Genomic DNA, 24,808 nt, shown 5'->3' with positions numbered 1-24,808 from the left:
ACCTTGGCGAGGATCGACGCCGCCGAGATCGCCTGCACCTTGGCATCGCCCTTGACGATGGCCTCCACCGCGAAGCGCACCTGCGGGCAGCGGTTGCCGTCCACCTGCACCAGGTCCGGCTCGAGGCCGCCGTCGGCCAGGCCATGCACCGCGCGCTGCATGGCCAGCATGGTGGCGTGCAGGATGTTGATGGTGTCGATTTCCTCCACCGACGCAAAGGCGATATGCCAGCCCAGCGCGCGTTCGCGGATCTGCTCGAACAGTTCCTCGCGGCGGCGCGCCGTCAGCACCTTGGAGTCGGCCAGGCCGTCGATGGGCCGGGCGGGATCGAGGATGACCGCGGCGGCATAGACCGGCCCGGCCAGCGGCCCCCTGCCCGCCTCGTCGACGCCGCACAGGCGGCGGGCCTGCGCGGCGGCCGGGGTCAGGTCGAAACCAAGCTGGGCGGCATCGGCCTGCATGGCCCGGGCGGACTGTCGGCGCGCCATTACACGCCCCTCCGTTGGCGGATCAGGTCCGCCACCACGGCCGAGGCGATCTCGGCGGTATTGCGCTTGAGGGTCTGGTGCATCTGGGTGAAATGTTCGCGCAGGAACGCGGTATTGCCTTCGTCGTTGAGCTGCAGCAGGGTCTCGCGCGCCAGCGCCTCGGGCGTGGCGTCGTCCTGCAGCAGCTCGGGCACGACAAAACGGCCCGACAGGATATTGGGCAGCCCCACGTACGGCAGGTAGCCCTGGCGCTTCATGATCTGCGCTGTCAGCCAGGGCACCTTGTACGAGATCACCATCGGCTTCTTGTACAGCGCCGCTTCCAGCGTGGCGGTGCCGCTCGCCAGCAGGATCACGTCGGCGGCTTCCATGGCGAGATGCGACTGGCCATCGACGATGGTGAGCGGGATCTGCGGGAATTGCCGGTGCAGCTCTTCGACGATCTCGCGCAGCGACGCGCTGGCGGCCGGCAGCACGAAGGCCAGGTTGCCGTCCATGTCGTGCATGCGCGCCATGGCGCCGAAGAACGTCGGCCCGAGGTTGCGCACCTCGGACTGCCGGCTGCCCGGCAGCACCGCCACCACGCGGCTTGCGGCGGGCAGGCCCAGCCGCGCGCGCGCGCCTTCGGTATCGGGCACCATCGGGATCACGTCGGCCAGCGGATGTCCCACGTAGGTGGCGGGAATGCCGGCCCTGGCATAGATCTCAGGCTCGAACGGGAACAGGCACAGGATATGGTCCACGGCGCGCGCGATGGTGCGGATGCGCCCGCCGCGCCAGGCCCAGATCGACGGGCTGACAAAGTGCACCACCGGGATGCCGGCACGGCGCAGCGGCACTTCCAGCCCGAAATTGAAATCCGGCGCATCCACGCCGATAAAGCACAGCGGCGGCCGCGCCAGCAGCGAGTCGCGGATCGCGCGGCGCGTGGCCAGGATCTCGCGCAGCGAGCCCAGCACCTCCACATAGCCATTGACCGACAGCGTTTCCATCGGCCATTGCGATTCGAACCCCTGGGCCATCATGCGCGAGCCGCCGATGCCGGCGTAGCGCACGGTCTCGCCGAGGCGCGCCTTGAGCCCGCCCATCAGCAGCGAGGCAAGCAGGTCACCGGAATTCTCGCCGGCGACCATGGCAACCGTGCCGCGCTTGTTCTCGTGCGCCGTGCCCGCTACGTCCGGGGCAGCATCCGTGGCCGGTAGGACACCGTCGACCATGGCGTTGACCGGGTTCAGCGCACAATGCCGCGCTGAGTGGCGGCAATGAAGTCCAGGAAGCCCTGCAACGGCACGCTCGCGCTGCCGTCGGCCTGGGCGATCAGTTGCGCGATCTCGATGCGCGCGGCCTCGAAGCTCAGGTCGGACTTGTAGAGCACCTTGTAGGCCTGGCGCAGCGCCGCGATCTGCGCGGCATCGAAGCCACGACGGCGCATGCCTTCGACGTTGATGCCGTGGGGCGTGGCCTTGTTGCCGCCCTTGTCGCCGGCGGCGATCACGAACGGCGGCAGGTCCTGCACCAGCGCCGAGGCGCCGCCCAGCATGGCATGGGCACCGATGCGCACGAACTGGTGCACCCCGCTCATGCCGCCGAGGATGGCCCAGTCGCCCACCTGCACGTGGCCGGCGATCTGCGCGTTGCTGGAGAACACCGTATGGTTGCCCACCTGGCAGTCATGCGCGATATGCACATAGGCCATGATCCAGTTGTCGTCGCCGATGCTGGTCACGCCCTGGTCCTGCACCGTGCCGGTATGGATGGTGGTGAATTCGCGGATGGTGTTGCGGTCGCCAATCACCAGGCGCGTCGGCTCGTTGCGGTACTTCATGTCCTGCGGCATGCCGCCGACCGAAGCGTAGGGCCCGATGCGGTTGTCCGCGCCCACGGTGGTATGGCCTTCGACGGTGGTATGCGCGCCCACCTGGGTGCCGCTGCCGAGACGCACGTCGGGACCAATGATCGAGAACGGCCCGACGGTCACGTCGGCGGCGAGTTCGGCCTTGGGGTCGACCAGTGCGCTGGGATGGATTTGCGTCATGCGTCCTGTCCTATGGTCTGAGGAGAAGAGAAGGTACGGTCAATACAAAGTGCCGATGCTGCGATGCCCCGGCCGCGAGCGGTGCGCACGTCCGCCGGGCAATGCCGGCGCGAGCGTGGCGCAGGCCGCTTCAGCGGCCCGGCGTCATTCGGCCTGCTTGACGGTACACATCAGCTCAGCTTCGCAAGCCACCTTGTCGTCCACCGTGGCGAACGCCTTGAACTTCCAGATGCCGCGGATATAGCGCTCGACCGAAACGGTCATGTGCAGCTGGTCGCCCGGCGTGACCACCTGCTTGAAGCGCGCGCCGTCGATGCCGACGAAGTAGTACAGCGAGCCTTCCTTGCGCTCCATCTCGGCGCCGAAGGTCAGCAGGCCGGCCGACTGCGCCAGCGCTTCCAGGATCATCACGCCCGGCATCACGGGATGGCCGGGAAAATGGCCCTGGAAGTAGGGTTCGTTGATCGAGACGTTCTTCAGCGTCTTGATGCGCTTCTGCGGCTCGAGCTCGAGCACGCGGTCCACCAGCAGGATCGGGTAGCGGTGCGGCAGCAGCTTGAGGATCTTCTGGATATCAATATCGGCTGCGGTCATGATGATTTCTCTTCGTTTTGCTGTGTAGGATTGCCGGCCTGGCCACGCAGGCGTTTCTCGAGCTGCACCACGCGCTCGCGCAGCTTGGTGAGCCCCCGCACGATGGCTGCGTTGCGCTCCCAGTCGCCGTGCGGCAGGAAAGGAAACACGCTGGTGAAATGGCCGCCTGGCTTGGTTATGGATTTGGTGATCGAAGTGCCGCCCGATACCGTGGTGCGATCGGCAATGTTCAGGTGGCCGGCAAAATTGGCCGACCCGCCGATCACGCAGAAACGGCCCACCTTGGTGCTGCCGGCGATGGCCGCGCAGCCCGCGATCACAGTATGCGCGCCCACCCTTACGTTATGGGCGATCTGCACCTGGTTGTCGAGCTTGCAGCCGTCCTCGATGACGGTGTCGGCCATGGCGCCGCGGTCGATCGCGGTATTGGCGCCGACCTCTACGTCGTTGCCCAGCACGGCACGGCCGGTCTGGGGAATCTTGACGTACTCCACCCCCGCCGGCCCGATATCGGGCGCGAAGCCAAAGCCGTCGGCGCCCAGCACCACGCCGCTGTGCAGTATGCATCTCATTCCGACCACGCAATGGTGATAGACCGAGACATTGGCATAGATCAGCGTGTCGTCGCCAATCTCCGCGCCCGAGCCGACAAAACCGTTGGCAAGGATGCGCACCCGCTCGCCCAGGCGCGCGCCGCTCTCGATCACCACATTGGGACCGATGAAGCACGACGGCGGCACCACGGCGTCGGGCGCCACGCTGGCGCGCGGATCGATGCCGGTGCGGTGGTCCGTGTTGGCGCGGCGCTCGAAGCCCTGCGCGATGCGGGCAAAGCACACGTAGGGATTGCGCGCCACCAGCCAGTTGCGGCCGTCGGCCTGCCCTTCGGCGCGGATGCGCTCGAGATCGGCTGCCGAGACGATCACGGCGCCGGCGTGCGACGCCAGCGCCTGCGGCAGATACAGGGGATTGGAGAGAAACGAGAGCTGGTCGGGACCGGCCTGGTCGAGCGGCGCGAGGCCGCGCACGGCGAGGTCGGGATCACCCACAACCTGCGCGCCGGTCTCGGTGGCGAGCTGACCCAGTGTGGGTGTTTGCATGGCAGTACTTCCTTGAACGACGGGAGCGACTTGGATGACGAAGCGGTCAGCCGGCTTACTTGCTGCCGGCGTTCAGCGCCTTCATCACATCGTCGGTAATGTCGATGCGCGGATTGACGTACACGGCTTCCTGCACGATCAGGTCGTACTTGCGCTGCTCGGCGAGCTGGCGGATCACGCGGTTGGCGCGCTCGAGCACCTGCGCCAGTTCTTCATTGCGGCGCTGGTTCAGGTCCTCGCGGAACTCGCGCTGCTTGCGCTGGAACTCGCGGTCGAGGTCGGCCACTTCGCGCTGGCGGCGCTGGCGGTCGGCGTCGGCCAGCACGGCGGTGTCCTTGTCGAGCTTGTCCGCGATGCCCTTGATCTTCTGGGCCATGTCCTGCAGTTCGCGGTCGCGCTTGGAGAATTCCTGCTCCAGCTTGACCTGGGCCTGCTTGGCGGGCACCGAGTCGCGCAGGATGCGTTCGGAATTGACGGCCGCGATGCGGGCTTCCTGCGCCATGGCCGGAACGGCGGCCAGCAGCGCGCCGGCCGTCAGCGCCACGGCGGCCAGGCTCTTGATCAGTGGGAACGTTGTTTTCATGAATCGGATCCTCAATCCTCTTTCCTGTCTCTTTCCTGTCTTTCCGCTATCAGAACGCAGTACCGATCTGGAACTGGAAGCGCTGGACCTTGTCGTCCTCGGCCTTCTTCAGCGGGAAGCCCACGCTGACCTTGAGCGGACCGATCGGCGACAGCCAGGACATGCCCACGCCAGTCGAATACTTCAGCTGGCTGAACAGCAGCGGCGCGCCTTCCTCGTACACGTTACCGAAGTCGAAGAAGGTAAACAGGCGCAGCGTGCGGTCCACGCCCGAGCCCGGCAGCGGGAAGATGAATTCCACGTTGCCGATCATCTTGGACGCGCCGCCCACCGGGTTGCCGTTCTGGTCCTTCTTGCCCAGCGTGCTGGTCTGGTAGCCGCGCACCGAGCCGATACCACCGGCGTAGAAGTTCTTGAACACCGGGAACGGCGTGTTGCCGTAGCCGTGGCCATAGGCCACTTCRCCGTTGAAGGCCAGCGTGAAGGCCTTGGACAGCGGGTAGAAGTACTGCTGCTGGACGCTGGCGCGATAGTACTGCGTATCGCCGCCGGGCACGCCGATTTCGACGTTGGCCTGGGTGTAGGGGCCCTTGGTCGGCACCAGCGCGCTGTCGCGGCGGTCGCGCGCCCAGCCGATCGTGAACGGGAAGTTGTTGATCGGGTCGCCGCTGCTCTTGCCCACCTTCTGTAGCCATGCCGTGTACTGGCTCGGCGTATTGACCGAGGTGTACACCTGCGAGCGCTCGTAGCCGATGCCGAAGAACACGGTGTCGGTTTCCGAGAACGGCACGCCGAACTTGAAGCCACCGCCCATCGACACGATCTTGTAGTCCTGGTCGCCGGTGTAGTACAGCGGGCGGGACGTACGGTAGAACACGTCGGTCGAGCGGCTGATGCCGTCCACCGTGAAGTACGGGTCGTACTGCGTCAGCGAGATCGTGCGGAAGGACTTGGCGGTGTTCACGTCCAGGCCCAGGCTGGTACCGGAGCCGAACACGTTGTCCTGGCGCAGGCCGGCCTGCAGCACCAGCTTGTCCGTGGAGGAGAAGCCCAGGCCCAGGCTGATCTGGCCGGTCGGCTTCTCGGTCACGTTGACGTTCACATCGACCTGGTCGGGCGCGCCGGCCACGTCCTCGGTGGTGATGTTGGTGTCGGTGAAATAGCCGGTGCGGTTGATACGGGCCTGCGATTGCGTCAGCTTCTCGCTGTCGAACCACGAGCTTTCCATCTGGCGCATCTCGCGGCGCACCACTTCGTCGCGGGTCTTGCTGTTGCCCACCACGTTGACGCGGCGCACGTATACGCGGCGGCCCGGATCGACCATCAGCGTCAGCGCGACTTCGCGCTTTTCCTTGTCGATCTGCGGTTGCGGGTTGATGGTGGTGAAGGCGTAGCCGTAGGTGCCCAGCAGGTCGGTGATGGCCTTGGTGCTCTGGGTCAGCTTCTCGGACGAGAAGATCTCGCCCTTCTGCAGCTTGAGCAGCTTTTCCATCTCGGCCTGCTTGCCGAGCAGCTCGCCCGCCAGGCGCACGTCGGACACCTTGTACTGGTCGCCTTCCTTGATGTTCAGCGTCAGGAAGATGTCCTTCTTGTCCGGCGTGATCGAGACCTGGGTGGACTCGATGGCGAACTCGAGGTAGCCGCGGTTCAGGTAGTACGAACGCAGCGCTTCCAGGTCGGCGGTGAGCTTCTGCTTGGAATAGAGGTCGTTCTTGGTGTACCAGGACAGCCAGTTCGGGGTCGACAGCTGCATTTCATCGCGCAGCGTGCTTTCCTTGAATGCCTTGTTGCCGACGATATTGATCTGGCGGATCTTGGCCACCGGGCCTTCGTCCACATTGAACACCACCGACACGCGATTGCGGTCAACCGGGGTGATCGTGGTCTGGACGTCGGCCGCGTAGTAGCCGCGCGCCACGTACTGGCGCTTGAGCTCCTGCTCTGCCTTGTCGATCAGCGCCTTGTCGTAATAGCGGGCTTCGGCCACGCCGACCGCGCGCAGGGAGCGGCGCAGGGTGTCCTTGTCGAATTCCTTGATGCCGACGAACTCGAGCTGGGAGATGGCCGGTCGCTCTTCGACCTGGACCACCAGCACGCCGTCCTCGGAACGGATCTGGACATCCTTGAAGAAGCCGGTATTGTAGAGCGCGCGAATCGCTTCCGCGCCCTTGTCGTCGCTGAAGGTCTCGCCGACCTTGACCGGCAGGTAGCCGAATACTGTGCCGGGCTCCACGCGCTGCAGGCCTTCGACACGGATATCCTTGACTACGAATGGCTCCGCGGCCCAACTGACTGGGGTCCAGGCCGCGATGATGGCACTCGCCAGCAAGCCCAGCGAGATGCGCTTATGTCTGATCAATCTTGATCCCCTCTTTGATTCCATGCAGGATTGCGCTCCGATGCTTCACGGGGCTGCGCCTTGTCGGCGTGCGGCGCGAGGTGTCGGTGACACCCGCATGCCGCTGCCGGCAACCTACGTCTAGCCGCGCGCAAGAAACAGCCGGCTGACGTCGTTGAACAAGGCGAGCGAAGTCAGGAGCAAGACGCAGGCGATGCCGACCTTCTGCAGCACAGCCTGCCAGTGGTCTGGTACGGGCCTGCCAGTCAAAAATTCAACGCAATAATACAGCAAATGCCCCCCATCCAATACCGGAATAGGTAACAAATTCAACACACCGAGGCTGACGCTGACCAGCGCCAGGAAGCCCACAAAGGGCTGCCAGCCGAGGTTGGCGGCACGCCCGGCGTAGTCCGCCACGGTCAGCGGCCCGCTCAGGTTCTGCAGCGACGCCTGCCCCACCAGCATCTTGCCGAGCAGCTTGAGCGACAGCGCGCTGGTGGTCCAGACCTGCCCGATCGAACGGGTCATTGCCTCGGCCGGCTGGTAGCGCACGGTCTCCATTTCCACCGCCTGGCTCAGCGCCGCGCCGAGCTTGCCGGTGGCCGCGGCGCCGGCGCTGGCGCCGTCCGGGGCCGGCACGGCATCGAGCTTGACCGGCACGTCGATGCGCTGGCCGCCCCGCTCGATACCCAGCGTGACCTCGGCCCCGGGTCGCGCCCGCACCCCGCGGATCAGCTCGCCCGCCTGGGTCAGCGGCTTGCCTTGCCATGCCACCACGCGGTCGTCCTTGCGCAAGCCGGCGCGCTGCGCGGCGGAATCCGGCAGGACTTCGGTGATCGTGACCGGGCCGCCCTTGAGCGCCAGGCCCAGGATGGCGAGCGGGTCTTCCTCGGGATTGCCGCCGGTATTGGGCAGGCGCGCCAGCCGGACGTCGCGCTCGGCGCCGTCCGGCGCGCGCACGCGCAGCACCGCGCTGGCATCGCCAAAACCCTGGGCGAACACCGCCATGCGCAGGTCGTTCCAGGAGCGCACGCGCTCGGTCTCGCCATTGGCCTGCAGCGACAGGATGCGGTCGCCCTCGCGCAGGCCTGCCTGGGCCGCCGCCGTGCCGGCCGGCGGCGCGGCCACGACGGGCGCGGCCTCGCGCATGCCACCCGCGAACAGCACGAAATACAGCACCACCGCCAGCGCGAAGTTGGCCAGCGGCCCGGCCGCCACGATGGCAAAGCGCTTGCCTACCGGCTGCCGGTTGAAGGCGCGCGGCAAGTCGGCGGGATCGATGGCGGGGTCTCGCTCGGGATCGCGCTCGCGCTCGTCGAGCATCTTGACGTAGCCGCCSAGCGGAATTGCGGCGATGGTCCACTCGGTACGGTCGCGGCCCCTGGATACCCAGCGCAGCAGCGGCCGGCCGAAGCCGATCGAGAAACGCAGCACCTTGACGCCGCACAGGCGCGCGGCAAGGTAGTGACCCATTTCATGGAAATAGATCAAGATGCACAGGGCAACGACAAAGGCGATTACGGTTTGCATGGCAGGCAGCTTGTCGTCAGGGGCTGGCCGCCCCGATGGCATAAAGGATACGCCGGGCCCGTGGCCCCGCATCCCGCTGTCCGGTGGCGGCCGGCAGCGGCCGGCAACAGCCGGCTCGCCGCTATTGTCGCCGATCCCGGCAACAGCCCCGCCAAACTCAGGATGCGCCCCGGTTTTCCAGCAGCTCGGCCGCGCGGCGGCGTGCCTCCTGGTCCGCGCCCAGCACGGCTTCCAGCGCGTCGGCGCTGCCGCCCGCGGTCCGTTCGAGCACGCCGGCCACGATGCGCGCGATGTCCGTAAAGCGGACCTTGCCCTGCAGGAATGCCTCGACCGCGACTTCGTTCGCGGCATTCAGGGTCGCCGGCGCCAGCCCGCCCGCGCGCAGCGCGTCGAACGCCAGGCCCAGGCACGGGAAACGCGTGAGATCCGGGGTTTCGAAGGTAAGCGCGCCGGCAGTGGCCAGGTTCAGCGGCGAAACGCCGGCATCAATGCGCTCGGGATACGCCATGCCGTACGCGATCGGCGTGCGCATGTCGGGGTTGCCAAGCTGGGCCAGCACCGAGCCGTCGGCGTACGACACCATCGAATGCACGATGCTCTGCGGGTGGATCAGCACCTCGATGCGGTCGGCCGGCGCGGCGAACAGCCAGTGCGCCTCGATGACCTCGAGCCCCTTGTTCATCATGGTGGCGGAGTCGACCGAGATCTTGCGCCCCATCACCCAGTTCGGGTGGGCGCAGGCCTCGTCGGGCGAGATGTCGTGCAGCGTGGCCGGGTCGCGCGTGCGGAACGGGCCGCCCGAAGCCGTCAGCACCACCTTGGCCACGCCCGCGCGGTAGCGCGGGTCATCGGCCGGAAGGCACTGGAAGATGGCGTTGTGCTCGCTGTCGATGGGCAGCAGCGTGGCGCCATTTTCGCGCACGGCATCCATGAAGATGCGCCCGGACATGACCAGCGCTTCCTTGTTGGCCAGCAGCACGCGCTTGCCGGCGCGCGCCGCGGCCAGCGAGGGACGCAGGCCTGCCGCGCCGACAATGGCGGCCATTACCGCGTCCACGGCCGCATCGGTGGCAACCGCTTCCAGCGCGGCCTCGCCGTAGCCGACCTCGGTCTTGACGCCATCGGCGCGCAGCAGTGCCTGCAGTCCGGCGGCGGCCTCGGCGGAGCCCATCACGGCATGCGCCGGGCGGAACTCGCGGCACAGGGCTGCCATCTTGTCCACTTGCCGATGCGCCGTCAGCGCGTGCACGACGTAGCGCTCGGGGTGGCGCTTGATCACATCAAGCGTGCTGTCCCCGATCGAGCCGGTGGCACCCAGGACGGTAATACGACGCATATCAGATCAACTCAAAGATAGGTGGCCAGCAAAGCGGCCAACGGGAAAACGGGCAGCAGCGCGTCGATGCGATCGAGCACGCCGCCATGGCCAGGCAGCAGCCGGCTGCTGTCCTTCATGCCGACCTGGCGCTTGAGCAGCGACTCGAACAGGTCGCCCACCACGCTGGCGATCACCAGCAGCGTGGCCAGCAGCGCCACGATCACCACGCCGCCGTGGTCGGCCAGGCGCGAGTACCAGGTCGGCGAAAATGCGTGTGTGGCGGCCAGCGCGAGCGAAATCGCCAGCGCCAGCACCCAGCCGCCGAGCGCACCCTCCCAGGACTTGCCCGGGCTGATGGCGGGCGCAAGCTTGCGCCGCCCGATGGCCTTGCCGACGAAATAGGCGCCGATATCGGCCGCCCAGACCAGCACCGCCACCGACAACAGCACGCCGATGCCCAGCTCGCGCAGGACCAGGGTGGCCTGGCCGAAGGCTGGCAGCATGAACAGTCCGAGCACGACGCCCAGCGCCGTGAAGCCCGGGGTGGCGCGGCGCACGCCGCGCGCCAGCAGCACCAGCGCCACGCCCCAGCAGGCCACGCCGATCTGCAGCAACAGGGTCAGCGCATCGCGCCCGGGCGCCTCATGCCAGGCAATCAGCGCCAGCAGGCAGGCCACGGCATAGGCGTAAGGCCAGAATCCGCGCAGCCCGACCAGGCGCCCGAACTCCCAGCCCGCCAGCAGCACGATCACCGCCACCAGGCCGGCCAGCGCCGACGGCGGCGCCAGGAACAGGATCGGCAGGATCAGCAGCAACAGGCATACGGCGGTGATGACACGGGTAAGGAGCATGCGCTGGGAGGATCCCGGAGTAATGGAAAACAGCTGGAAACAGCTTCAGGCGGTGCCCGAAAGCCCGGACGGCGCCACTACCTGCGCGCTGGTGCGGCCGAAGCGGCGTTCGCGCTGCCGGTACGAGGCAAAGGCCTTGTCCAGTTCCGCGGAGTCGAAATCCGGCCAGAAAACGTCGGTGAAATAGAGCTCCGAGTACGCCAGCTGCCACAGCAGGAAATTGCTGATGCGCTGCTCGCCGCCAGTGCGGATGAACAGGTCCGGCTCCGGCGCGTACGACATGGCCAGGTGCGGCGCCAGCACGGATTCGTCGACCGAATCCGGATCGAGCATCGGAGAGCGTTGCAGCATCTTGCGCATGGCCTGCAGCAGGTCCCAGCGCCCGCCATAGTTGGCGGCGATGGTCACGGTCAGGCCGGAGTTGCCGGCGGTGCGCGCCTCGGCATCGGTGATCAGTTGCTGGATGCGCGGGCTGAAGCGGGCCAGGTCGCCAACCACGCGCACGCGGATATTGTTGGCGTGCATCTTGATCACCTCGCGGCGCAGGGCGGTCATGAACAGCCGCATCAGGAACGAGACCTCGTCGGCCGGACGGCGCCAGTTCTCCGAACTGAAGGCGAACAGGGTCAGGTACTGCACGCCCCGCGCCGCGCACGCCTCGACCACCGCYCGGACTGCATCCAGGCCACGGCTGTGGCCGGCAACGCGCGGCAGGTGCCGCTGGGTCGCCCAGCGGCCGTTGCCATCCATGATGATGGCAACGTGGCGGGGCACATAGGTGGAATCGGGGACGCCGAGCGTGGAACTGATGTGATGCATGATGAGAAACGGTACCGGACAGGGCGACAGCTGGCAAGCCGCCACCCCGTGCCTCACACCGTCATGATCTCCTTGTCCTTCTCGGCGACCATCCGTTCGATCTCGGCGACGAACTTGTCGGTCAGCTTCTGGACTTCGTCCTGCCCGCGGCGCTCGTCGTCCTCGGAGATGGCCTTGTCCTTGACCAGCTTCTTGAACTGCTCGTTGGCATCGCGACGCAGATTGCGCACGGCGACCTTGGCGCCTTCGGCCTCGCCCTTGACGACCTTGGTCAGCTCCTTGCGGCGCTCTTCGGTCAGCATGGGCATCGGCACGCGGATGGTCTCGCCCATGGTGGACGGATTCAGGCCGAGGTCGGCATCGCGGATCGCTTTCTCGATCGCGCCTACCATCTTCTTTTCCCACGGCTGCACGCTGATGGTGCGGGAATCTGCCAGGCCGACGTTGGCCACCTGGCTGATCGGCACCGGCGAGCCGTAGTAATCGACCTGTACGTGATCGAGCAGACCAGTATGGGCGCGACCAGTGCGAATCTTGGCCAGATCGGCCTTGAACGCATCAATGGTCTTCTGCATCTTCTGCTCGACGCTCTTCTTGGTGTCGGCGACGCTCATTTTTACCTCCGGGAGAAACGGGTAACCATGACCCCGGATACCGGGGTCGAAAATGAATCATTCTACTCTTTGCCGCGACCCGCGCCACCCTGCCGGGTGGCGTCCGGCCCACGGCGCCGGGCGATGCGCTTATACGTGCACCAGCGTGCCTTCGTCYTCGCCCATGATSACGYGCYTGAGCGCGCCCGGCTTGACGATCGAGAAMACCTTGATCGGCAGCTTCTGGTCGCGGCACAGGGCGAACGCGGTGGCGTCCATCACCTGCAGGTTGCGCGAGATGGCCTCGTCGAACGAAATCGTGGTGTAGCGCGTGGCGCTCGGGTCCTTCTTGGGGTCGGCGGTATAGACACCGTCCACCTTGGTCGCCTTGAGCACGATCTCGGCACCGATTTCCGCGCCGCGCAGGGCCGCGGCGGTGTCCGTGGTAAAGAACGGGTTGCCGGTGCCGGCGGCGAAGATCACCACCTTGCCCTCTTCGAGCTGGCGGATGGCGCGCGGGCGGATATAGGGCTCGACCACCTGGTCCATGCGCAGCGCGGACTGCACGCGGCCTTCGATATTGGCATGGCGCATGGCGTCCTGCAGGGCCAGCGCGTTCATCATCGTGGCCAGCATGCCCATGTAGTCGGCCGTGGCGCGGTCCATGCCCGCGGCACCGCCGGCCACGCCGCGGAAGATGTTGCCGCCGCCGATCACCACCGCGACCTGTACGCCGAGCTTCACGATCTCGGCAATGTCGTTGACCATGCCCTCGATGGTGGAACGGTTGATGCCGAAGGCATCGTCGCCCATCAGGGCTTCGCCGGACAATTTCAGTAGGACGCGCTTATAGGCAGGCATATTGATTCCCGGAGATGGAGCGGCTCGTTCTTTTGAGCCGCGTATTTGATTGCGAGCTTGAAAGCAGCGGCACGAAACGGCGCCGCCGCCAGGAAAGCCGGTTTTCGGGGTGGCCTGGCTGGCGCGGCGGGCGCGCAGGCAGACGACTGCGGAAACGGGCTATGACGGCCGCGCGGCGCGGCAAAGCGCGGCACGGACACCATTTGTGCCGAGGGGCACCTCGCGGTGCCCCTCGGCATTATACGGCGGCCTGTTTGCGCCCTACCGGGCGCGGGACTGGCCGCCAGGACTTCAGGCCTTCTGGGCGGCTGCCACCTGGGCGGCCACTTCGGCGGCGAAATCGTCCTGCTTCTTCTCGATGCCTTCGCCGACCACGTACAGGGTGAAACCCTTGACCGCGGTGTTGGCAGCCTTGAGCATCTGCTCGACGGTCTGCTTGTCGTTCTTCACGAAGGTCTGGTTCAGCAGCGACACTTCCTTCAGGTACTTCTGCACCGAACCGTCCACCATCTTGGCGACGATCTCGGCCGGCTTGCCCGATTCGGCAGCCTTCTGCTCGGCGATGCTGCGCTCCTTGGCGATCAGCTCCGCCGGCACGTCGGCCGACGACAGCGACACCGGCTTCATCGCGGCCACGTGCATGGCCACGTCCTTGGCGGCCACTTCGTCGCCGTCGAACTCGACCATCACGCCGATGCGGGTGCCGTGCAGGTAGGCTGCCAGCTTGCCGCCGTCGGCGTAGCGCTTGAAGCGGCGGATCGCCAGGTTCTCGCCGATCTTGCCGATCAGCGCGGTACGGGTGGCTTCCACGGTCACGCCGTCGATTTCCAGCGCCGACAGGGCGGCCACGTCGGCCGGGTTCTGCTTGGCGACCAGCTCGGCGACCTTGGCCGAGAAGGCGAGGAAGTCATCGTTCTTCGACACGAAGTCGGTTTCGCAGTTCAGTTCGACCAGTGCGCCGGTGGTGCCGTCGATGAAGGACACGACCACGCCTTCGGCGGTCACGCGCGAAGCGGCCTTGCTGGCCTTGTTGCCGAGCTTGACGCGCAGCAGCTCTTCAGCCTTTTCCAGGTCGCCGTCGGCCTCGGTCAGGGCCTTCTTGCATTCCATCATCGGCGCGTCGGTCTTCGCGCGCAGCTCTGCCACCATGCTTGCGGTAATTGCCGCCATTTGTCACTCCTTGGTTGGTTCGCACCGGCCTGCCCCGCGTGGGTCTGGCGGGCCCGGGCCGGAGGTATGCTCAACTTCACCCGCGACAGATCATGCCCGTGGCGGATGACAACAATTCAAAAAAAGGGGGCGTAACATCCGCCCCCTTGTCTGCCGGAAAGCCCCGGCTGCGCGCAACACCGGCTCCGGGCCGGTCGGCTAGCGTCGATGGTCAGCTGCTTGGGTGCGCGTGCGGGGATCCTTTCGGCAACAAGCCTCAGGCTTCTTCGACTTCGACGAAATCGTCGCCGCCGCGAGCGGCTTCCACCACGTCCTGCACCGCGTTGGCGCGGCCTTCCAGGATCGCGTCAGCCACGCCGCGCACGTACAGGGCCACGGCCTTGCTCGAGTCGTCGTTGCCGGGGATCACGTAGTCGATGCCTTCGGGCGAGTGGTTGGTATCGACCACGCCGATCACGGGCACGCCCAGCTTGTTGGCTTCGGTCACGGCGATCTTGTGGTAGCCGACGTCCACCACGAAGATCGCGTCAGGCACGCCGCCCATGTCCTTGATGCCGCCGATGGACTTCTGCAGCTTGTCCATTTCGCGCTCGAACATCAGCGCTTCCTTCTTGCTCATGGTTTCCAGCGCGCCGGCTTCCTTGGCGGCTTCCATGTCCTTGAGGCGCTTGATCGAGATCTTGACGGTCTTGAAGTTGGTCAGCATGCCGCCGAGCCAGCGGGCGTCGACGTAGGGCATGCCGGCACGGCCTGCTTCTTCAGCCAGGATTTCGCGCGATTGGCGCTTGGTGCCCACGAACAGCACGGTGCCGCGGTTTGCTGCCAGCTGACGCACGTACTTCAGCGCGTCCTGGAACATCGGCAACGTCTTTTCGAGGTTGATGATGTGAATCTTGTTGCGATGACCGAAGATGAACGGAGCCATCTTGGGGTTCCAGAAGCGGGTCTGGTGGCCAAAGTGGCAACCGGCTTCCAGCATTTCGCGCATGGTAACGGACATGTAATTCTCCAAAAGGGTTAGGTCTGAAATCCGCCCCGACATTCCTCAAAAGGAACACCCCGGATGGACGGACTCGCGATTTCAAATTTCTGGCTACTTCTAGCTACTTCAGGCTTTACGAAGCGGCGCCGAGGACACAGGTCGCAGAAAGCGCCGTGCCAGGGACATTCGAAAGAAAGCCAGCCCAAGATTGTAGCAACAAAAACCCACTTCGCTCAAGGGGCCCGGCATTGCGATGACAGGAAGGCGCGCCGCCGGGCCCGGCAAGCGATGCTCGCCGCACCCTGCTGCCGGCGCGGGCGGACAATCGCCGCCAGGGGCCCGCGCAGCCCATTTTGGCTGCGGTGGGGGCGCGATGGTGCGATAATCTCACCTTTCAGACCCGAATTGAGGCGCAGCCAGTGGCTTCGCCGCCACATTTGCGAGCAGCATGAGCATCCATATCAAGAACGCCGACGATATCGCCCAGATGCGGGTAGCGTGCCGGCTGGCCTCCGAAGTCCTCGATTACATCACGCCCTTCGTCAAGCCCGGCGTGACCACCGGCGAACTCGACCGGCTGTGCCATGCCTACATGCGCGACGTCCAGGGCACGGTGCCCGCGCCGCTGAACTACGCGCCGCCCGGCTATCCGCCCTTCCCCGGCGCCATCTGCACCTCGGTCAACGACGTGATCTGCCACGGCATCCCGGGCGATCGCGTGCTCAAGTCCGGCGACGCGGTCAACCTGGACATCACCGTCATCACCAAGGAAGGCTACTACGGCGACACCAGCCGCATGTTCATCGCCGGCGAGGGCTCGATCCTGGCCAAGCGCCTGGCCCAGGTCACCTTCGAATGCATGTGGAAGGGCATCATGCAGGTGCGCCCGGGTGCCCGCCTCGGCGACATCGGCCATGTGATCCAGGTCCACGCGGAAGGCGCCGGCTACACCGTGGTGCGCGAATACTGCGGCCACGGCATCGGCAAGAATTTCCACGAAGACCCGCAGATCCTGCACTACGGCCGCCCCGGCACCGGCATGGAAATCCAGGCCGGCATGATCTTCACCATCGAGCCGATGGTCAACGCCGGCAAGCGCGACATCCGCACCATGCCCGACCACTGGACCGTCAAGACGCGCGACCGCAGCCTGTCGGCCCAGTGGGAGCACACCATCCTGGTGACCGAGACCGGCTACGACGTGCTCACCGTCTCGGCGGGCACGCCGGCGCCGCCCGCCTTCGTCACCGATTCTGTCGCAGCCTGACGCTAACTGGGCGCCAAAGTTGGCGCCCTTCTTTTTTCAGCCGTCCCTTCGATGTCCCAAGCCCAACCCATGGACGCCACGCCGGAACTCATCCTCGCCACCCGTGTTCGCGATCAGTTGAAGGCCGACAAGCAGGCCGTGTTCGACGAATTCAACACGCACGGCCACGTCGGCCACCTGCTCACGCGCCTGCGGCGCGCGGTGGACACCGCGCTGGTCGAGGCATGGCGCGGCCTGGGCCTGCCGGCGCAGTGCGCGCTGGTGGCGGTGGGCGGCTACGGGCGCGGCGAACTGTTCCCGCACTCGGATGTGGACGTGCTGCTGTTGCTGCCGTCCGAGCCGGACGCGGACACCACCTGCCGCCTGGAAAAGTTCATCGGGCTGTGCTGGGACCTGGGCCTGGAGATCGGCTCTGCCGTGCGCACGGCGGATGACTGCATCCGCGAGTCGCGCCAGGACGTCACCATCCAGACCTCCCTGCTCGAAGCGCGCCTGCTGACCGGCAGCCGCAAGCTGTTCACCGAGTTGCAGACGCGCTACCAGGCCGACCTGGACCCGCGCGCCTTCTTCCAGGCCAAGCTGCTGGAAATACGCCAGCGGCACGCCAAGTACCAGGACACCCCCTACGCGCTCGAACCCAACAGCAAGGAGAGCCCCGGCGGCCTGCGCGACCTGCAGGTGATCCTGTGGATGACCAAGGCCGCGGGCCTGGGCGACAGCTGGAAGGAACTGTTCGAGCGCGGCCTGCTGAGCGAGCGCGAAGCGCAGGAGCTGCAGCGCAACGAGCGCCTGCTCAAGACCATCCGGGCGCGCCTGCACCTGGTGGCCGGACGCCGCCAGGACGTGCTGGTGTTCGACCTGCAGACCGCGCTGGCCGAAGCGTTCGGCTACCGCCAGAACAACAACAAGCGCGCCAGCGAGCAGCTGATGCGGCGGTACTACTGGGCGGCCAAGGCCGTCACCCAGCTCAATATCGTGCTGCTGCTCAATATCGAGGCCATGCTGTTCCCCAGCGAATCCAAGGTGACGCGCGTCATCAACGAGCGCTTCGTCGAACGCCAGGGCATGCTGGAAATCACCAGCGACGATCTCTACGAGCGCGAGCCGCACGCCATCCTGGAAACCTTCCTGGTGTACGAGCGCACGCCAGGGGTCAAGGGCCTGTCGYCGCGCACCCTGCGCGGCCTGTACAACGCGCGCACGGTGATGGATGCGCGCTGGCGCAACGACCCCGAGAACCGCCGCCTGTTCCTGGCCATCGTGCAGGAGCCGCAAGGCATCACCCACGCGCTGCGCCTGATGAACCAGACCAGCGTGCTGGGTCGCTACCTGATCAATTTCCGCCGCATCGTCGGSCAGATGCAGCACGACCTGTTCCACGTCTACACCGTGGACCAGCACATCCTGATGGTGGTGCGCAATATGCGCCGCTTCGCCATCGTCGAGCACACGCACGAATTCCCGTTCTGCAGCCAGCTTATCGCCACCTTCGACCGCCCCTGGGTGCTGTGGGTGGCGGCGCTGTTCCACGACATCGCCAAGGGCCGCGGCGGCGACCACTCCAAGCTCGGCACCAGCGATGCGCGCCGCTTCTGCAAGCAGCACGGCATCGGCCGCGAGGACACCGACCTGATCGCCTGGCTGGTCGAGCACCACCTGACCATGAGCCATGTGGCGCAGAAGCAGGACCTGACCGATGCCGACGTGATCCATGCCTTCGCCCGCGTGGTSGGCAAYGAACGCTACCTGACCGCGCTGTACCTGCTGACGGTGGCCGACATCCGCGGCACCAGCCCCAAGGTATGGAATGCGTGGAAGGGCAAGCTGCTCGAAGACCTCTACCGCATCACGCTGCGCGTGCTCGGCGGCGCCCGCGTCGACCCGCACTCGCTGTGGTCGCAGCGCAAGGAAGACACCATCGCGCAGTTGCGCCTGAAGGCCTTCGACCCCGAACTCGGCAAGCCGCTGTGGGCCCAGCTCGACGTGGCCTTCTTCCTGCGCCACGACGCACGCGACATCGCCTGGCTCACGCGCCACCTCTACAACAAGGTCAGCAGCGACGGCCCGGTGGTCAAGGCGCGCGTATCGCCCGCCGGCGAAGGCATGCAGGTGGCGGTCTACGTCAAGGACCAGCCGGACGTGTTCACGCGCATCTGCGGCTACTTCGAACGCAAGAGCTTCTCCATCCAGGAAGCCAAGATCCACACCACCCGGCACGGCTACGCGCTCGACACCTTCCAGGTCACCGATCCCGGCATCGGCGGCGCGGCCAGCGGCAACTACCGCGACATCATCGCGCTGGTCGAGCACGAACTGGCCGAGCGCCTGCAGGCGCATGCCCCGCTGCCGGAACCCTCGCAAGGCAGGCTGTCGCGCCAGTCGCGCAGCTTTCCGATCAAGCCGCGCGTGGACCTGCGCCCCGACGAGCGCGGCCAGTACTACCTGCTGTCGCTCTCGGCCAATGACCGCACCGGCCTGCTGTACGCCATCTCGCGCGTACTGGCCAAGCACCGCATCTCGGTGCATACCGCCCGCATCAACACGCTCGGCGAGCGCGTTGAAGACGTTTTCCTGGTCGACGGCAGCCGCCTCGCCTCGGACAACAAATTGCAGTTACAGCTTGAACAGGACCTGCTGGCGGCGCTGGCCATCTAGGCCGGACGCCCCGCATTGAAGATATGACCGATGACACTTCGCCCAAGCGCAAGACGCTGGGCATCAAGGCCACACCCGCTGGCAATACCCGCAAGCCCGCCGCTACCCGGCCGGTGCGGGTGTCCGACCTGAACCGCCAGCGCGTGCGGGCCGTGGTCGACGGCATCAAGCAGGCACAGGAACGCGCGGGCGGCAGCGACCGCCCGCGCAAGAAACCCGAAGACGGCGCGCAACGCCCGCCGCGCGGCCCGCGCACGGGAGACGGCCAGGACCATCCGCGCCGTTTCGGCGGCCAAGGCGACGATCGTCCGCGCCGTTTCGCCCCCGGCGAAGGCCAGGACCGTCCGCGTCGTTCTGCTCCCGGCGAAGGCCAGGATCGTCCGCGCCGGTTTGCTCCTGGCGAAGGCCAGGATCGTCCCCGCCGCTTCGGCGGYGAAGGCGATGACCGCCAGCGCCGYTTCACCCCCGGCGAAGGCCAGGACCGTCCGCGTCGGTTTGCTCCTGGCGAAGGCCAGGATCGTCCCCGCCGCTTCGGCGGYGAAGGCGATGACCGCCAGCGCCGTTTCACCCCCGGCGAAGGCCAGGACCGTCCGCGTCGTTTTGCTCCTGGCGAAGGCCAGGAYCGSCCYCGCCGCTTCGGTGGCGAAGGCGATGATCGCCAGCGCCGYTTCACYCCCGGCGAAGGCCAGGACCGTCCGCGTCGKTTTGCTCCTGGCGAAGGCCAGGATCGTCCCCGCCGCGTCAGTGGCGAAGGCGACGATCGCCAGCGCCGTTTCGGCCCGCGCGAAGGTGATGACCGTCCGCGCCGCTTCGCTCCCGGCGAAGGCCAGGACCGTCCCCGCCGCGTCAGTGGCGAAGGCGACGATCGCCAGCGCCGTTTCGGCCCGCGCGAAGGCGATGACCGTCCGCGCCGCTTCGCTCCCGGCGAAGGCCAGGACCGCCCCCGCCGCCCGTACGATGGTGGCCAGCGCGATAACCGCGGCAGCCGGCCCGAACGTGCGGAGCGCTCCGAGCGCCCGGCGCGTGCCGAGCGTCCCGCGCCCGCGGCGCAGGCACCGCGCGCCGAAGGCGGCGCCGACGGCCTGGTGCGCCTGTCCAAGCGCATGTCCGAACTGGGCCTGTGCTCGCGCCGCGAAGCCGACGAATGGATTCCGCGCGGCTGGGTACTGGTCGACGGCCAGCCCGTGACCGAACTCGGCTCGCGCGTCAGCCCGGACGCCAATATCGAAATCCACCAGGCCGCGCGCTCGGAGCAAGGCGAGCGCGTGACCGTGCTGCTGCACAAGCCGGTGGGCTATGTGTCGGGCCAGGCCGAGGACGGCTATGAGCCGGCCGCGGTGCTGTTCGCGCCGGAAAACCAGTGGGAGCAGGATCCCACCCACAAGCGCTTCGCGCCGTGGCAGCGCAAGAGCCTCGCCCCCGCCGGCCGCCTCGACATCGATTCCACCGGCCTGCTGGTGCTGACGCAGGACGGCCGCGTCGCGCGCCACCTGATCGGCGAGGACTCGACCGTGGAGAAGGAATACCTGGTGCGCGTGCAGTGGGAGTCGCCCGAAGGCCTGGTCGAGCGCAATATCTCGAACGTCTTCCCCGCCGAACTGATCGAGAAGCTGCGCCACGGCCTGTCGCTCGATGGCGAAGCGCTCAAGCCGGCCAAGGTGAGCTGGCAGAACGAGGAGCAGTTGCGCTTCGTGCTCCGCGAGGGCAAGAAACGCCAGATCCGCCGCATGTGCGAACAGGTCGGCCTCCAGGTGGTCGGCCTCAAGCGCGTGCGCATGGGCCGCATCGTGCTGGGCGACCTGCCGGTTGGCCAGTGGCGCTTCCTCGGCCCCTTCGAAAAGTTCTGAGCCCCGCGCCCTGAACTGAATACCGGCGGCCGTCCTGGCCGCCGGCACATCCCCGCAGACGCTCTTCAGCCAAGCCGCGCGCCGACCAGCGCCACGGCTTGCTGCCACACCTCGCGCTGGCGCCTCAGGTAATCCTGCGCGGCCGCGCCCGTCAACGCCACTGGCTCGGCACCATCCGCCTGCAAGCGCTGGCGCAAGGCCGGCGCCGCCATCACGCGGCCGAGGCGCGCGGCCAGCGCCGCGCGCCTCGGTGCCGCCCAGCTCGCCGGCGCAAGCACGCCGTACCAGGCTTGCTGGTCCATGCCGGCAATACCGGACTCGCCGAACGTCGCCACCTGCGGCGCCAGTGCGCTGCGCCGGCTGCCGGTCACGGCCAGCGCGCGCAGCCTGCCCTGGCGCACCAGCGGCAGCGCCGCCTGCAGCGTACTGACCAGCACGCTGACATGCCCGCCCTGCAGGTCGGTCATGGCGCGGGCGCTACCCGGGTAGGGAATATGCGTCATCTGCACGTCCGCCTGCCRGCATAGCAGCTCGCCGACCAGGTGCGCGCTCGACCCGATGCCGAGCGAGGCATAGCCGAGCTGGCCGGGGTGCCTGCGCGCCTCGTCCAGCAGCTCGGGCAGGCGCATGTCGGCGGTCGCGGTCAGCAGCACGTGCGGCGTGCTGGCGACGATGGCCAGCGGCACCAGGCCCGGGGCGAGCGCCTGCGGCGCCAGCAAGGGAGCGATGCTGACCGAGCCTACGGTGCCCAGCAGCAGCGTGGGGCGGTCCGCGGGCGCGCGAGCCGCCTCCTGCAATGCAATCTGCCCGGCTGCGCCGGGACGGTTCTCCACCACCGTGAGGCAGCCGTCCAGGCTGAGACTGTCCGCCACCAGCCGCGCCACGTGGTCCGCACCGCCGCCGGCGCCATAGCCCACCAGCAGGCGGCAGGCCGGCTCGGCGGCGTGCGCGGGATGCCGGTACAGGCCCAGCACGGCCAGCGCCGACAGGCCGGCCAGCGCGCCGAGCTGCCGGCGCCGCGCGGCGGAAGCCACGGACAAGGAGGGAGAAGACGGGCGCGCTGGCGACGGCGCAGTGCCGCGGCGCGGGCCCCTGGAGACATGCATGACGGCAGGAGAAAGGTGCGGCCGGCATCAGATGCCGGTGCCGGCGGGATGCGTCATGCTAGCACCGCCGCACCGCCCTGCCCGCCCGGGCAAACCCGGCGGCCGGGCGGCAGCCGCGCCGTGCTCTACAACTGCGGCGCGCGGCAGGCCGCGCCATTCGCGTTGGCCGATTCCGCCAGCCCGAACGCCGTCCTGGCCCCGCATTGCGAGCCGAGCATGCGTGCCTGGTCGTGGCCCACGCCCACCACCTCGAAGGCCTGGTGCCGCACCGGCGGCCGCTGGCTGCCAAGCCTGCCGCCCAGGTAGTTCTCGTAGCGCAGGTAGCCACGYGCGCGCTCCAGCCGCGTCGGCCCTTCGGCCTCGGCGCCGCAGGCCTTGTCGAGTACGCRGTGGTTGGGGTCGTTGTCGTTAGACCCGACCAGATAGGTCACCTGCCGCTGCAGGTAGCGGCGGAACAGCGCATCGCCGGTCGCGCCGCGCGCATACGGAACCATATCGAGCATGCCATAGCGGTACTTGTCGTAGTCCGCGCAGACGGACGTGTCATAGAGCGCGAAGCCCTTGCCGCTCGGCCGCTCCGGCGTGAAATAGAGATAGGACGAAGGATTCGCCACCACGTAGCGCAGGTCGGTGCCGCTGGCGCGGATGCGCTCGTCGACATTGTTCAGCACCGCATAGCGGTGCACCAGTTGCGCGCCGCCGGAATGGCCCGCCACGGTCACGCGCGTCACGCCGGGAAAGCGGGACTTGTCCGTGACCATGCCGACGAGGTCGTCCAGGACCTGCAGCGAACTGACCGAGAACGGGGCGTTGACGGCATTCTCGCCACCCATCCAGCCCTGCACGCTCCACACCGGCATGTCATCGAAACCCTTGCCCTTGGCCTGGTCCGGCGTCCCGGGGAAATTGGGCGCAAGCAGCAGCACCTCGTCTGGGTTGCGCCCGGTCTGCCTGAGCAGATCCGCGCCGGCCGCGAAGTAGTCGTCGCCGTTGCGTTGCAGCCCGTGCTGCACGAAGATCACCTCGCGGATGCCGCGCAGGTCGCCGTCGAGCGGATGGCTGGCGTAGACCGGGAAATCGTAGGCTTGCGCGCCGGCGCCCAGCCGTACGCGCTGCCAGTGCACGGCGGCGGTCTTGCCCGCCGCCGGCGCGGCGGAAGGGGCGGCTACCGCCGCACTGCCCTGGCCGGGCGCCGCGCAGCCGAACTGGGCTGCCGCCGCCAGCACGCTCAACGCGCACAGCGCGCGCCGCAATGTCTTCATGTCTTGTCTCCTGATGCCGTGGCGCCCCTGCGCCTGTTTTCGACGGCCATGGCCGATCATGCTAGGCCACCGCGGGCCGGATGTAAAATATATGCAAACATACAATGGCATATCTTATAAATATGCCTCGACACCCGCTCGCAAAGACTCGCATGGAACTGAGACACCTCCGCTATTTCCTCACCGTGGCCGAAACCGGCCATATCACGCGTGCCGCCGAGCAACTCGGCATCCAGCAGCCGCCGCTCTCGCAGCAACTCAAGGCGCTGGAAGCCGAACTTGGCGTGATCCTGTTCGAGCGCCAGCCGCGCGGCGTGGTGCTGACCGCGGCCGGACGCGCGTTGCGCGCCGACGTGCTGGATATCTTCGCGCGCCTGGAACAATCCCGCCAGCGCATGCAGCGCATGGCGCGCGGCGAGGAGGGCTCGCTCTCGGTCGGCTTCACCAGTTCGGCCGCGGCCCACAAGCTCACGCCCGAGGTCCTGCGTGCCTGCCGCCGCCAGCACCCCGGCATCGCGCTCAAGCTGAGCGAGAGCAACGCCGCCGAGGTCACCGAGCAGCTCGCCACCGGCTGCCTGGATGTCGCGCTGTTGCGCGCCCCGGTGGAACGCCCCGCCGGCCTGCGCTTCGACCTGCTGCTGGAAGAGGAAATGGTGATCGCGCTGCCGCTGGACCATCCCCTGCTGCGCAAGCGCGGCGGCCCGGCGCAGGGACCGATCTCCCTGCGCGCGCTGGCCGGCGACGATTTCATCCTGGTGCGGCGGCCCGGCGCGCCGGGCATGTACGGCGACCTGCTCAACGTATGCGAGCAGCTCGGCTTCACGCCCCACGTGGGCGCGGAAGTCGAGCGCATGCTGAGCAACCTCAACCTGGTGGCCGCGGGCGCGGGCGTGAGCGTGGTGCCAGCCTCGATGGCCGGCCTCAACCCGCACGGCGTGGCCTACCGTCCGATGCTCGAAGCCGACCGCCTGCGCGCCCCGCTCACGCTGGCCTACCGCGCGAGCGACGACGATCCTGCCTGCGCCGCGCTCGTCGCGCTGACCCACCGCATCGCGGCGCGCCACCGGCGCCGCGCGAAGCCCGCCGCGGGCAGCTGAAGCACCCGCAGCCATTCCCGGCCCGGACATGGGTCAATACAACAGGCCCAGCTCGAAGCTGCCGCTGCGCGTGCCGGACAGCACGCCACCGCTCGCGGTGTACGCCCCGCTCACCCCGCCCGTCGCGCCGATCACACCCAGCACCGGCTGGTTGTAAGCCAGCGCGCCGCTCGCGCTGCCGCGCGTGATGGCAAGGCCCGCCAGGTCGGCGTTGAGCTGCGTGCCGTCGCTCACGCTCACGCGATAGCTGCCGTCCGCGGCCCCCGCTGCCAGCGGCAGGCTGGCCGGCTGCGGCGCGTAGAACTGCAT

Annotated in this window: 20 protein-coding genes and 2 pseudogenes; 4 read left to right on the top strand and 18 right to left on the bottom strand. The window is 67.5% G+C overall.

The genetic code is table 11. The features are described from left to right. The 15 genes from AC1DO7_RS23105 to rpsB form a co-directional block, all read right to left on the bottom strand. On the bottom strand, positions 1–488 hold a 488-nt coding region (locus AC1DO7_RS23105), incomplete at its 3' end, for a ribonuclease HII (protein ID WP_477116610.1). Continuing rightward, positions 488–1,705: a lipid-A-disaccharide synthase gene (gene lpxB / locus AC1DO7_RS23100; protein WP_441613486.1), complete on the bottom strand. Its 1,218-nt coding sequence runs from the start codon at positions 1,703–1,705 to the stop codon at positions 488–490. The genes AC1DO7_RS23105 and lpxB, both read right to left, overlap by 1 nt. Positions 1,706–1,719: 14 nt before the next feature. Beyond that, positions 1,720–2,523 carry an acyl-ACP--UDP-N-acetylglucosamine O-acyltransferase gene (lpxA, locus tag AC1DO7_RS23095; protein ID WP_441613485.1) on the bottom strand — a complete coding sequence of 268 codons (804 nt, stop codon included), beginning with the start codon at positions 2,521–2,523 and terminating at the stop codon, positions 1,720–1,722. 144 nt (positions 2,524–2,667) lie between these two features. Beyond that, positions 2,668–3,117 (bottom strand): 3-hydroxyacyl-ACP dehydratase FabZ, encoded by a 450-nt coding sequence (fabZ, locus tag AC1DO7_RS23090; RefSeq protein WP_441613484.1) that lies wholly within the window; start codon positions 3,115–3,117, stop codon positions 2,668–2,670. Beyond that, positions 3,114–4,217: a UDP-3-O-(3-hydroxymyristoyl)glucosamine N-acyltransferase gene (lpxD, locus tag AC1DO7_RS23085; protein WP_441613483.1), complete on the bottom strand. Its 1,104-nt coding sequence runs from the start codon at positions 4,215–4,217 to the stop codon at positions 3,114–3,116. Before lpxD ends, fabZ begins: the two co-directional genes overlap by 4 nt. Positions 4,218–4,272: 55 nt before the next feature. Continuing rightward, entirely contained in the window at positions 4,273–4,800 is a 528-nt protein-coding gene (locus tag AC1DO7_RS23080) for an OmpH/Skp family outer membrane protein (protein WP_441643422.1), read from the bottom strand. A gap of 49 nt (positions 4,801–4,849) precedes the next feature. Continuing rightward, positions 4,850–7,183 (bottom strand): outer membrane protein assembly factor BamA, encoded by a 2,334-nt coding sequence (gene bamA / locus AC1DO7_RS23075; protein ID WP_441613481.1) that lies wholly within the window; start codon positions 7,181–7,183, stop codon positions 4,850–4,852. Positions 7,184–7,279: 96 nt separating this feature from the next. Then, positions 7,280–8,671: an RIP metalloprotease RseP gene (gene rseP / locus AC1DO7_RS23070; protein WP_441613480.1), complete on the bottom strand. Its 1,392-nt coding sequence runs from the start codon at positions 8,669–8,671 to the stop codon at positions 7,280–7,282. A 157-nt stretch (positions 8,672–8,828) separates the two neighbouring features. Continuing rightward, positions 8,829–10,007 carry a 1-deoxy-D-xylulose-5-phosphate reductoisomerase gene (gene ispC, locus AC1DO7_RS23065; protein ID WP_441613479.1) on the bottom strand — a complete coding sequence of 393 codons (1,179 nt, stop codon included), beginning with the start codon at positions 10,005–10,007 and terminating at the stop codon, positions 8,829–8,831. Positions 10,008–10,018: 11 nt separating this feature from the next. After that, positions 10,019–10,840, bottom strand: coding sequence for a phosphatidate cytidylyltransferase (locus AC1DO7_RS23060; RefSeq protein WP_441613478.1), 822 nt, complete (start codon positions 10,838–10,840; stop codon positions 10,019–10,021). Positions 10,841–10,885: 45 nt separating this feature from the next. After that, a complete protein-coding gene (locus AC1DO7_RS23055; protein ID WP_441613477.1) occupies positions 10,886–11,659 on the bottom strand; it encodes an isoprenyl transferase in 774 nt (257 codons plus the stop codon). A 53-nt stretch (positions 11,660–11,712) separates the two neighbouring features. Continuing rightward, complete coding sequence (gene frr / locus AC1DO7_RS23050) at positions 11,713–12,273, bottom strand: ribosome recycling factor (RefSeq protein ID WP_441613476.1); 561 nt, start codon at positions 12,271–12,273, stop codon at positions 11,713–11,715. 129 nt (positions 12,274–12,402) lie between these two features. Next, positions 12,403–13,113 carry a UMP kinase gene (gene pyrH / locus AC1DO7_RS23045; protein WP_477116609.1) on the bottom strand — a complete coding sequence of 237 codons (711 nt, stop codon included), beginning with the start codon at positions 13,111–13,113 and terminating at the stop codon, positions 12,403–12,405. A 291-nt stretch (positions 13,114–13,404) separates the two neighbouring features. Continuing rightward, the gene (gene tsf, locus AC1DO7_RS23040; RefSeq protein WP_441613473.1) at positions 13,405–14,283 is read right to left on the bottom strand and encodes a translation elongation factor Ts; all 879 of its coding nucleotides are present in this window, start codon (positions 14,281–14,283) and stop codon (positions 13,405–13,407) included. A gap of 256 nt (positions 14,284–14,539) precedes the next feature. Beyond that, the gene (gene rpsB, locus AC1DO7_RS23035; RefSeq protein ID WP_017228767.1) at positions 14,540–15,283 is read right to left on the bottom strand and encodes a 30S ribosomal protein S2; all 744 of its coding nucleotides are present in this window, start codon (positions 15,281–15,283) and stop codon (positions 14,540–14,542) included. 427 nt (positions 15,284–15,710) lie between these two features. Between rpsB and map the strand changes: the two are divergent. The 3 genes and pseudogenes from map to AC1DO7_RS23020 form a co-directional block, all read left to right on the top strand. Continuing rightward, positions 15,711–16,532: pseudogene (gene map, locus AC1DO7_RS23030) on the top strand (type I methionyl aminopeptidase); the annotation flags it as partial. Positions 16,533–16,601: 69 nt separating this feature from the next. Continuing rightward, entirely contained in the window at positions 16,602–19,187 is a 2,586-nt protein-coding gene (locus AC1DO7_RS23025; protein ID WP_477116612.1) for a [protein-PII] uridylyltransferase, read from the top strand. Positions 19,188–19,210: 23 nt separating this feature from the next. After that, on the top strand, positions 19,211–21,034 hold the full coding sequence (locus tag AC1DO7_RS23020; protein WP_441613472.1) for a pseudouridine synthase: 1,824 nt from the start codon (positions 19,211–19,213) through the stop codon (positions 21,032–21,034). A 65-nt stretch (positions 21,035–21,099) separates the two neighbouring features. On the opposite strand, the gene AC1DO7_RS23015 is transcribed toward AC1DO7_RS23020, so the two are convergent. Beyond that, positions 21,100–22,068, bottom strand: a complete 969-nt coding sequence (locus AC1DO7_RS23015) for a Bug family tripartite tricarboxylate transporter substrate binding protein (RefSeq protein ID WP_477116611.1) — start codon at positions 22,066–22,068, stop codon at positions 21,100–21,102. A gap of 197 nt (positions 22,069–22,265) precedes the next feature. Further along, a complete protein-coding gene (locus AC1DO7_RS23010) occupies positions 22,266–23,402 on the bottom strand; it encodes a hypothetical protein (protein WP_477116608.1) in 1,137 nt (378 codons plus the stop codon). Between the two features lie 152 nt (positions 23,403–23,554). On the opposite strand from AC1DO7_RS23010, the gene AC1DO7_RS23005 reads away from it, so the two are divergent. Further along, positions 23,555–24,499 carry a LysR family transcriptional regulator gene (locus tag AC1DO7_RS23005; RefSeq protein ID WP_441613470.1) on the top strand — a complete coding sequence of 315 codons (945 nt, stop codon included), beginning with the start codon at positions 23,555–23,557 and terminating at the stop codon, positions 24,497–24,499. 33 nt (positions 24,500–24,532) lie between these two features. On the opposite strand, the pseudogene AC1DO7_RS23000 reads toward AC1DO7_RS23005, so the two are convergent. Beyond that, positions 24,533–24,808, bottom strand: a pseudogene (locus AC1DO7_RS23000) (tannase/feruloyl esterase family alpha/beta hydrolase); the annotation flags it as partial.

It is taken from the genome of Cupriavidus sp. 05N40, assembly GCF_056397305.1.
This window is presented reverse-complemented; position numbering and strand designations above follow the sequence as displayed.

Excerpts from the sequence above, each read along its gene's own strand:
- lpxB (WP_441613486.1), bottom strand. The coding sequence starts at position 1,705 with ATGGTCGACGGTGTCCTACCGGCCACGGATGCTGCCCCGGACGTAGCG.
- lpxA (WP_441613485.1), bottom strand. The coding sequence starts at position 2,523 with ATGACGCAAATCCATCCCAGCGCACTGGTCGACCCCAAGGCCGAACTC.
- fabZ (WP_441613484.1), bottom strand. The coding sequence starts at position 3,117 with ATGACCGCAGCCGATATTGATATCCAGAAGATCCTCAAGCTGCTGCCG.
- lpxD (WP_441613483.1), bottom strand. The coding sequence starts at position 4,217 with ATGCAAACACCCACACTGGGTCAGCTCGCCACCGAGACCGGCGCGCAG.
- AC1DO7_RS23080 (WP_441643422.1), bottom strand. The coding sequence starts at position 4,800 with ATGAAAACAACGTTCCCACTGATCAAGAGCCTGGCCGCCGTGGCGCTG.
- ispC (WP_441613479.1), bottom strand. The coding sequence starts at position 10,007 with ATGCGTCGTATTACCGTCCTGGGTGCCACCGGCTCGATCGGGGACAGC.
- AC1DO7_RS23060 (WP_441613478.1), bottom strand. The coding sequence starts at position 10,840 with ATGCTCCTTACCCGTGTCATCACCGCCGTATGCCTGTTGCTGCTGATC.
- frr (WP_441613476.1), bottom strand. The coding sequence starts at position 12,273 with ATGAGCGTCGCCGACACCAAGAAGAGCGTCGAGCAGAAGATGCAGAAG.
- tsf (WP_441613473.1), bottom strand. The coding sequence starts at position 14,283 with ATGGCGGCAATTACCGCAAGCATGGTGGCAGAGCTGCGCGCGAAGACC.
- rpsB (WP_017228767.1), bottom strand. The coding sequence starts at position 15,283 with ATGTCCGTTACCATGCGCGAAATGCTGGAAGCCGGTTGCCACTTTGGC.
- AC1DO7_RS23005 (WP_441613470.1), top strand. The coding sequence starts at position 23,555 with ATGGAACTGAGACACCTCCGCTATTTCCTCACCGTGGCCGAAACCGGC.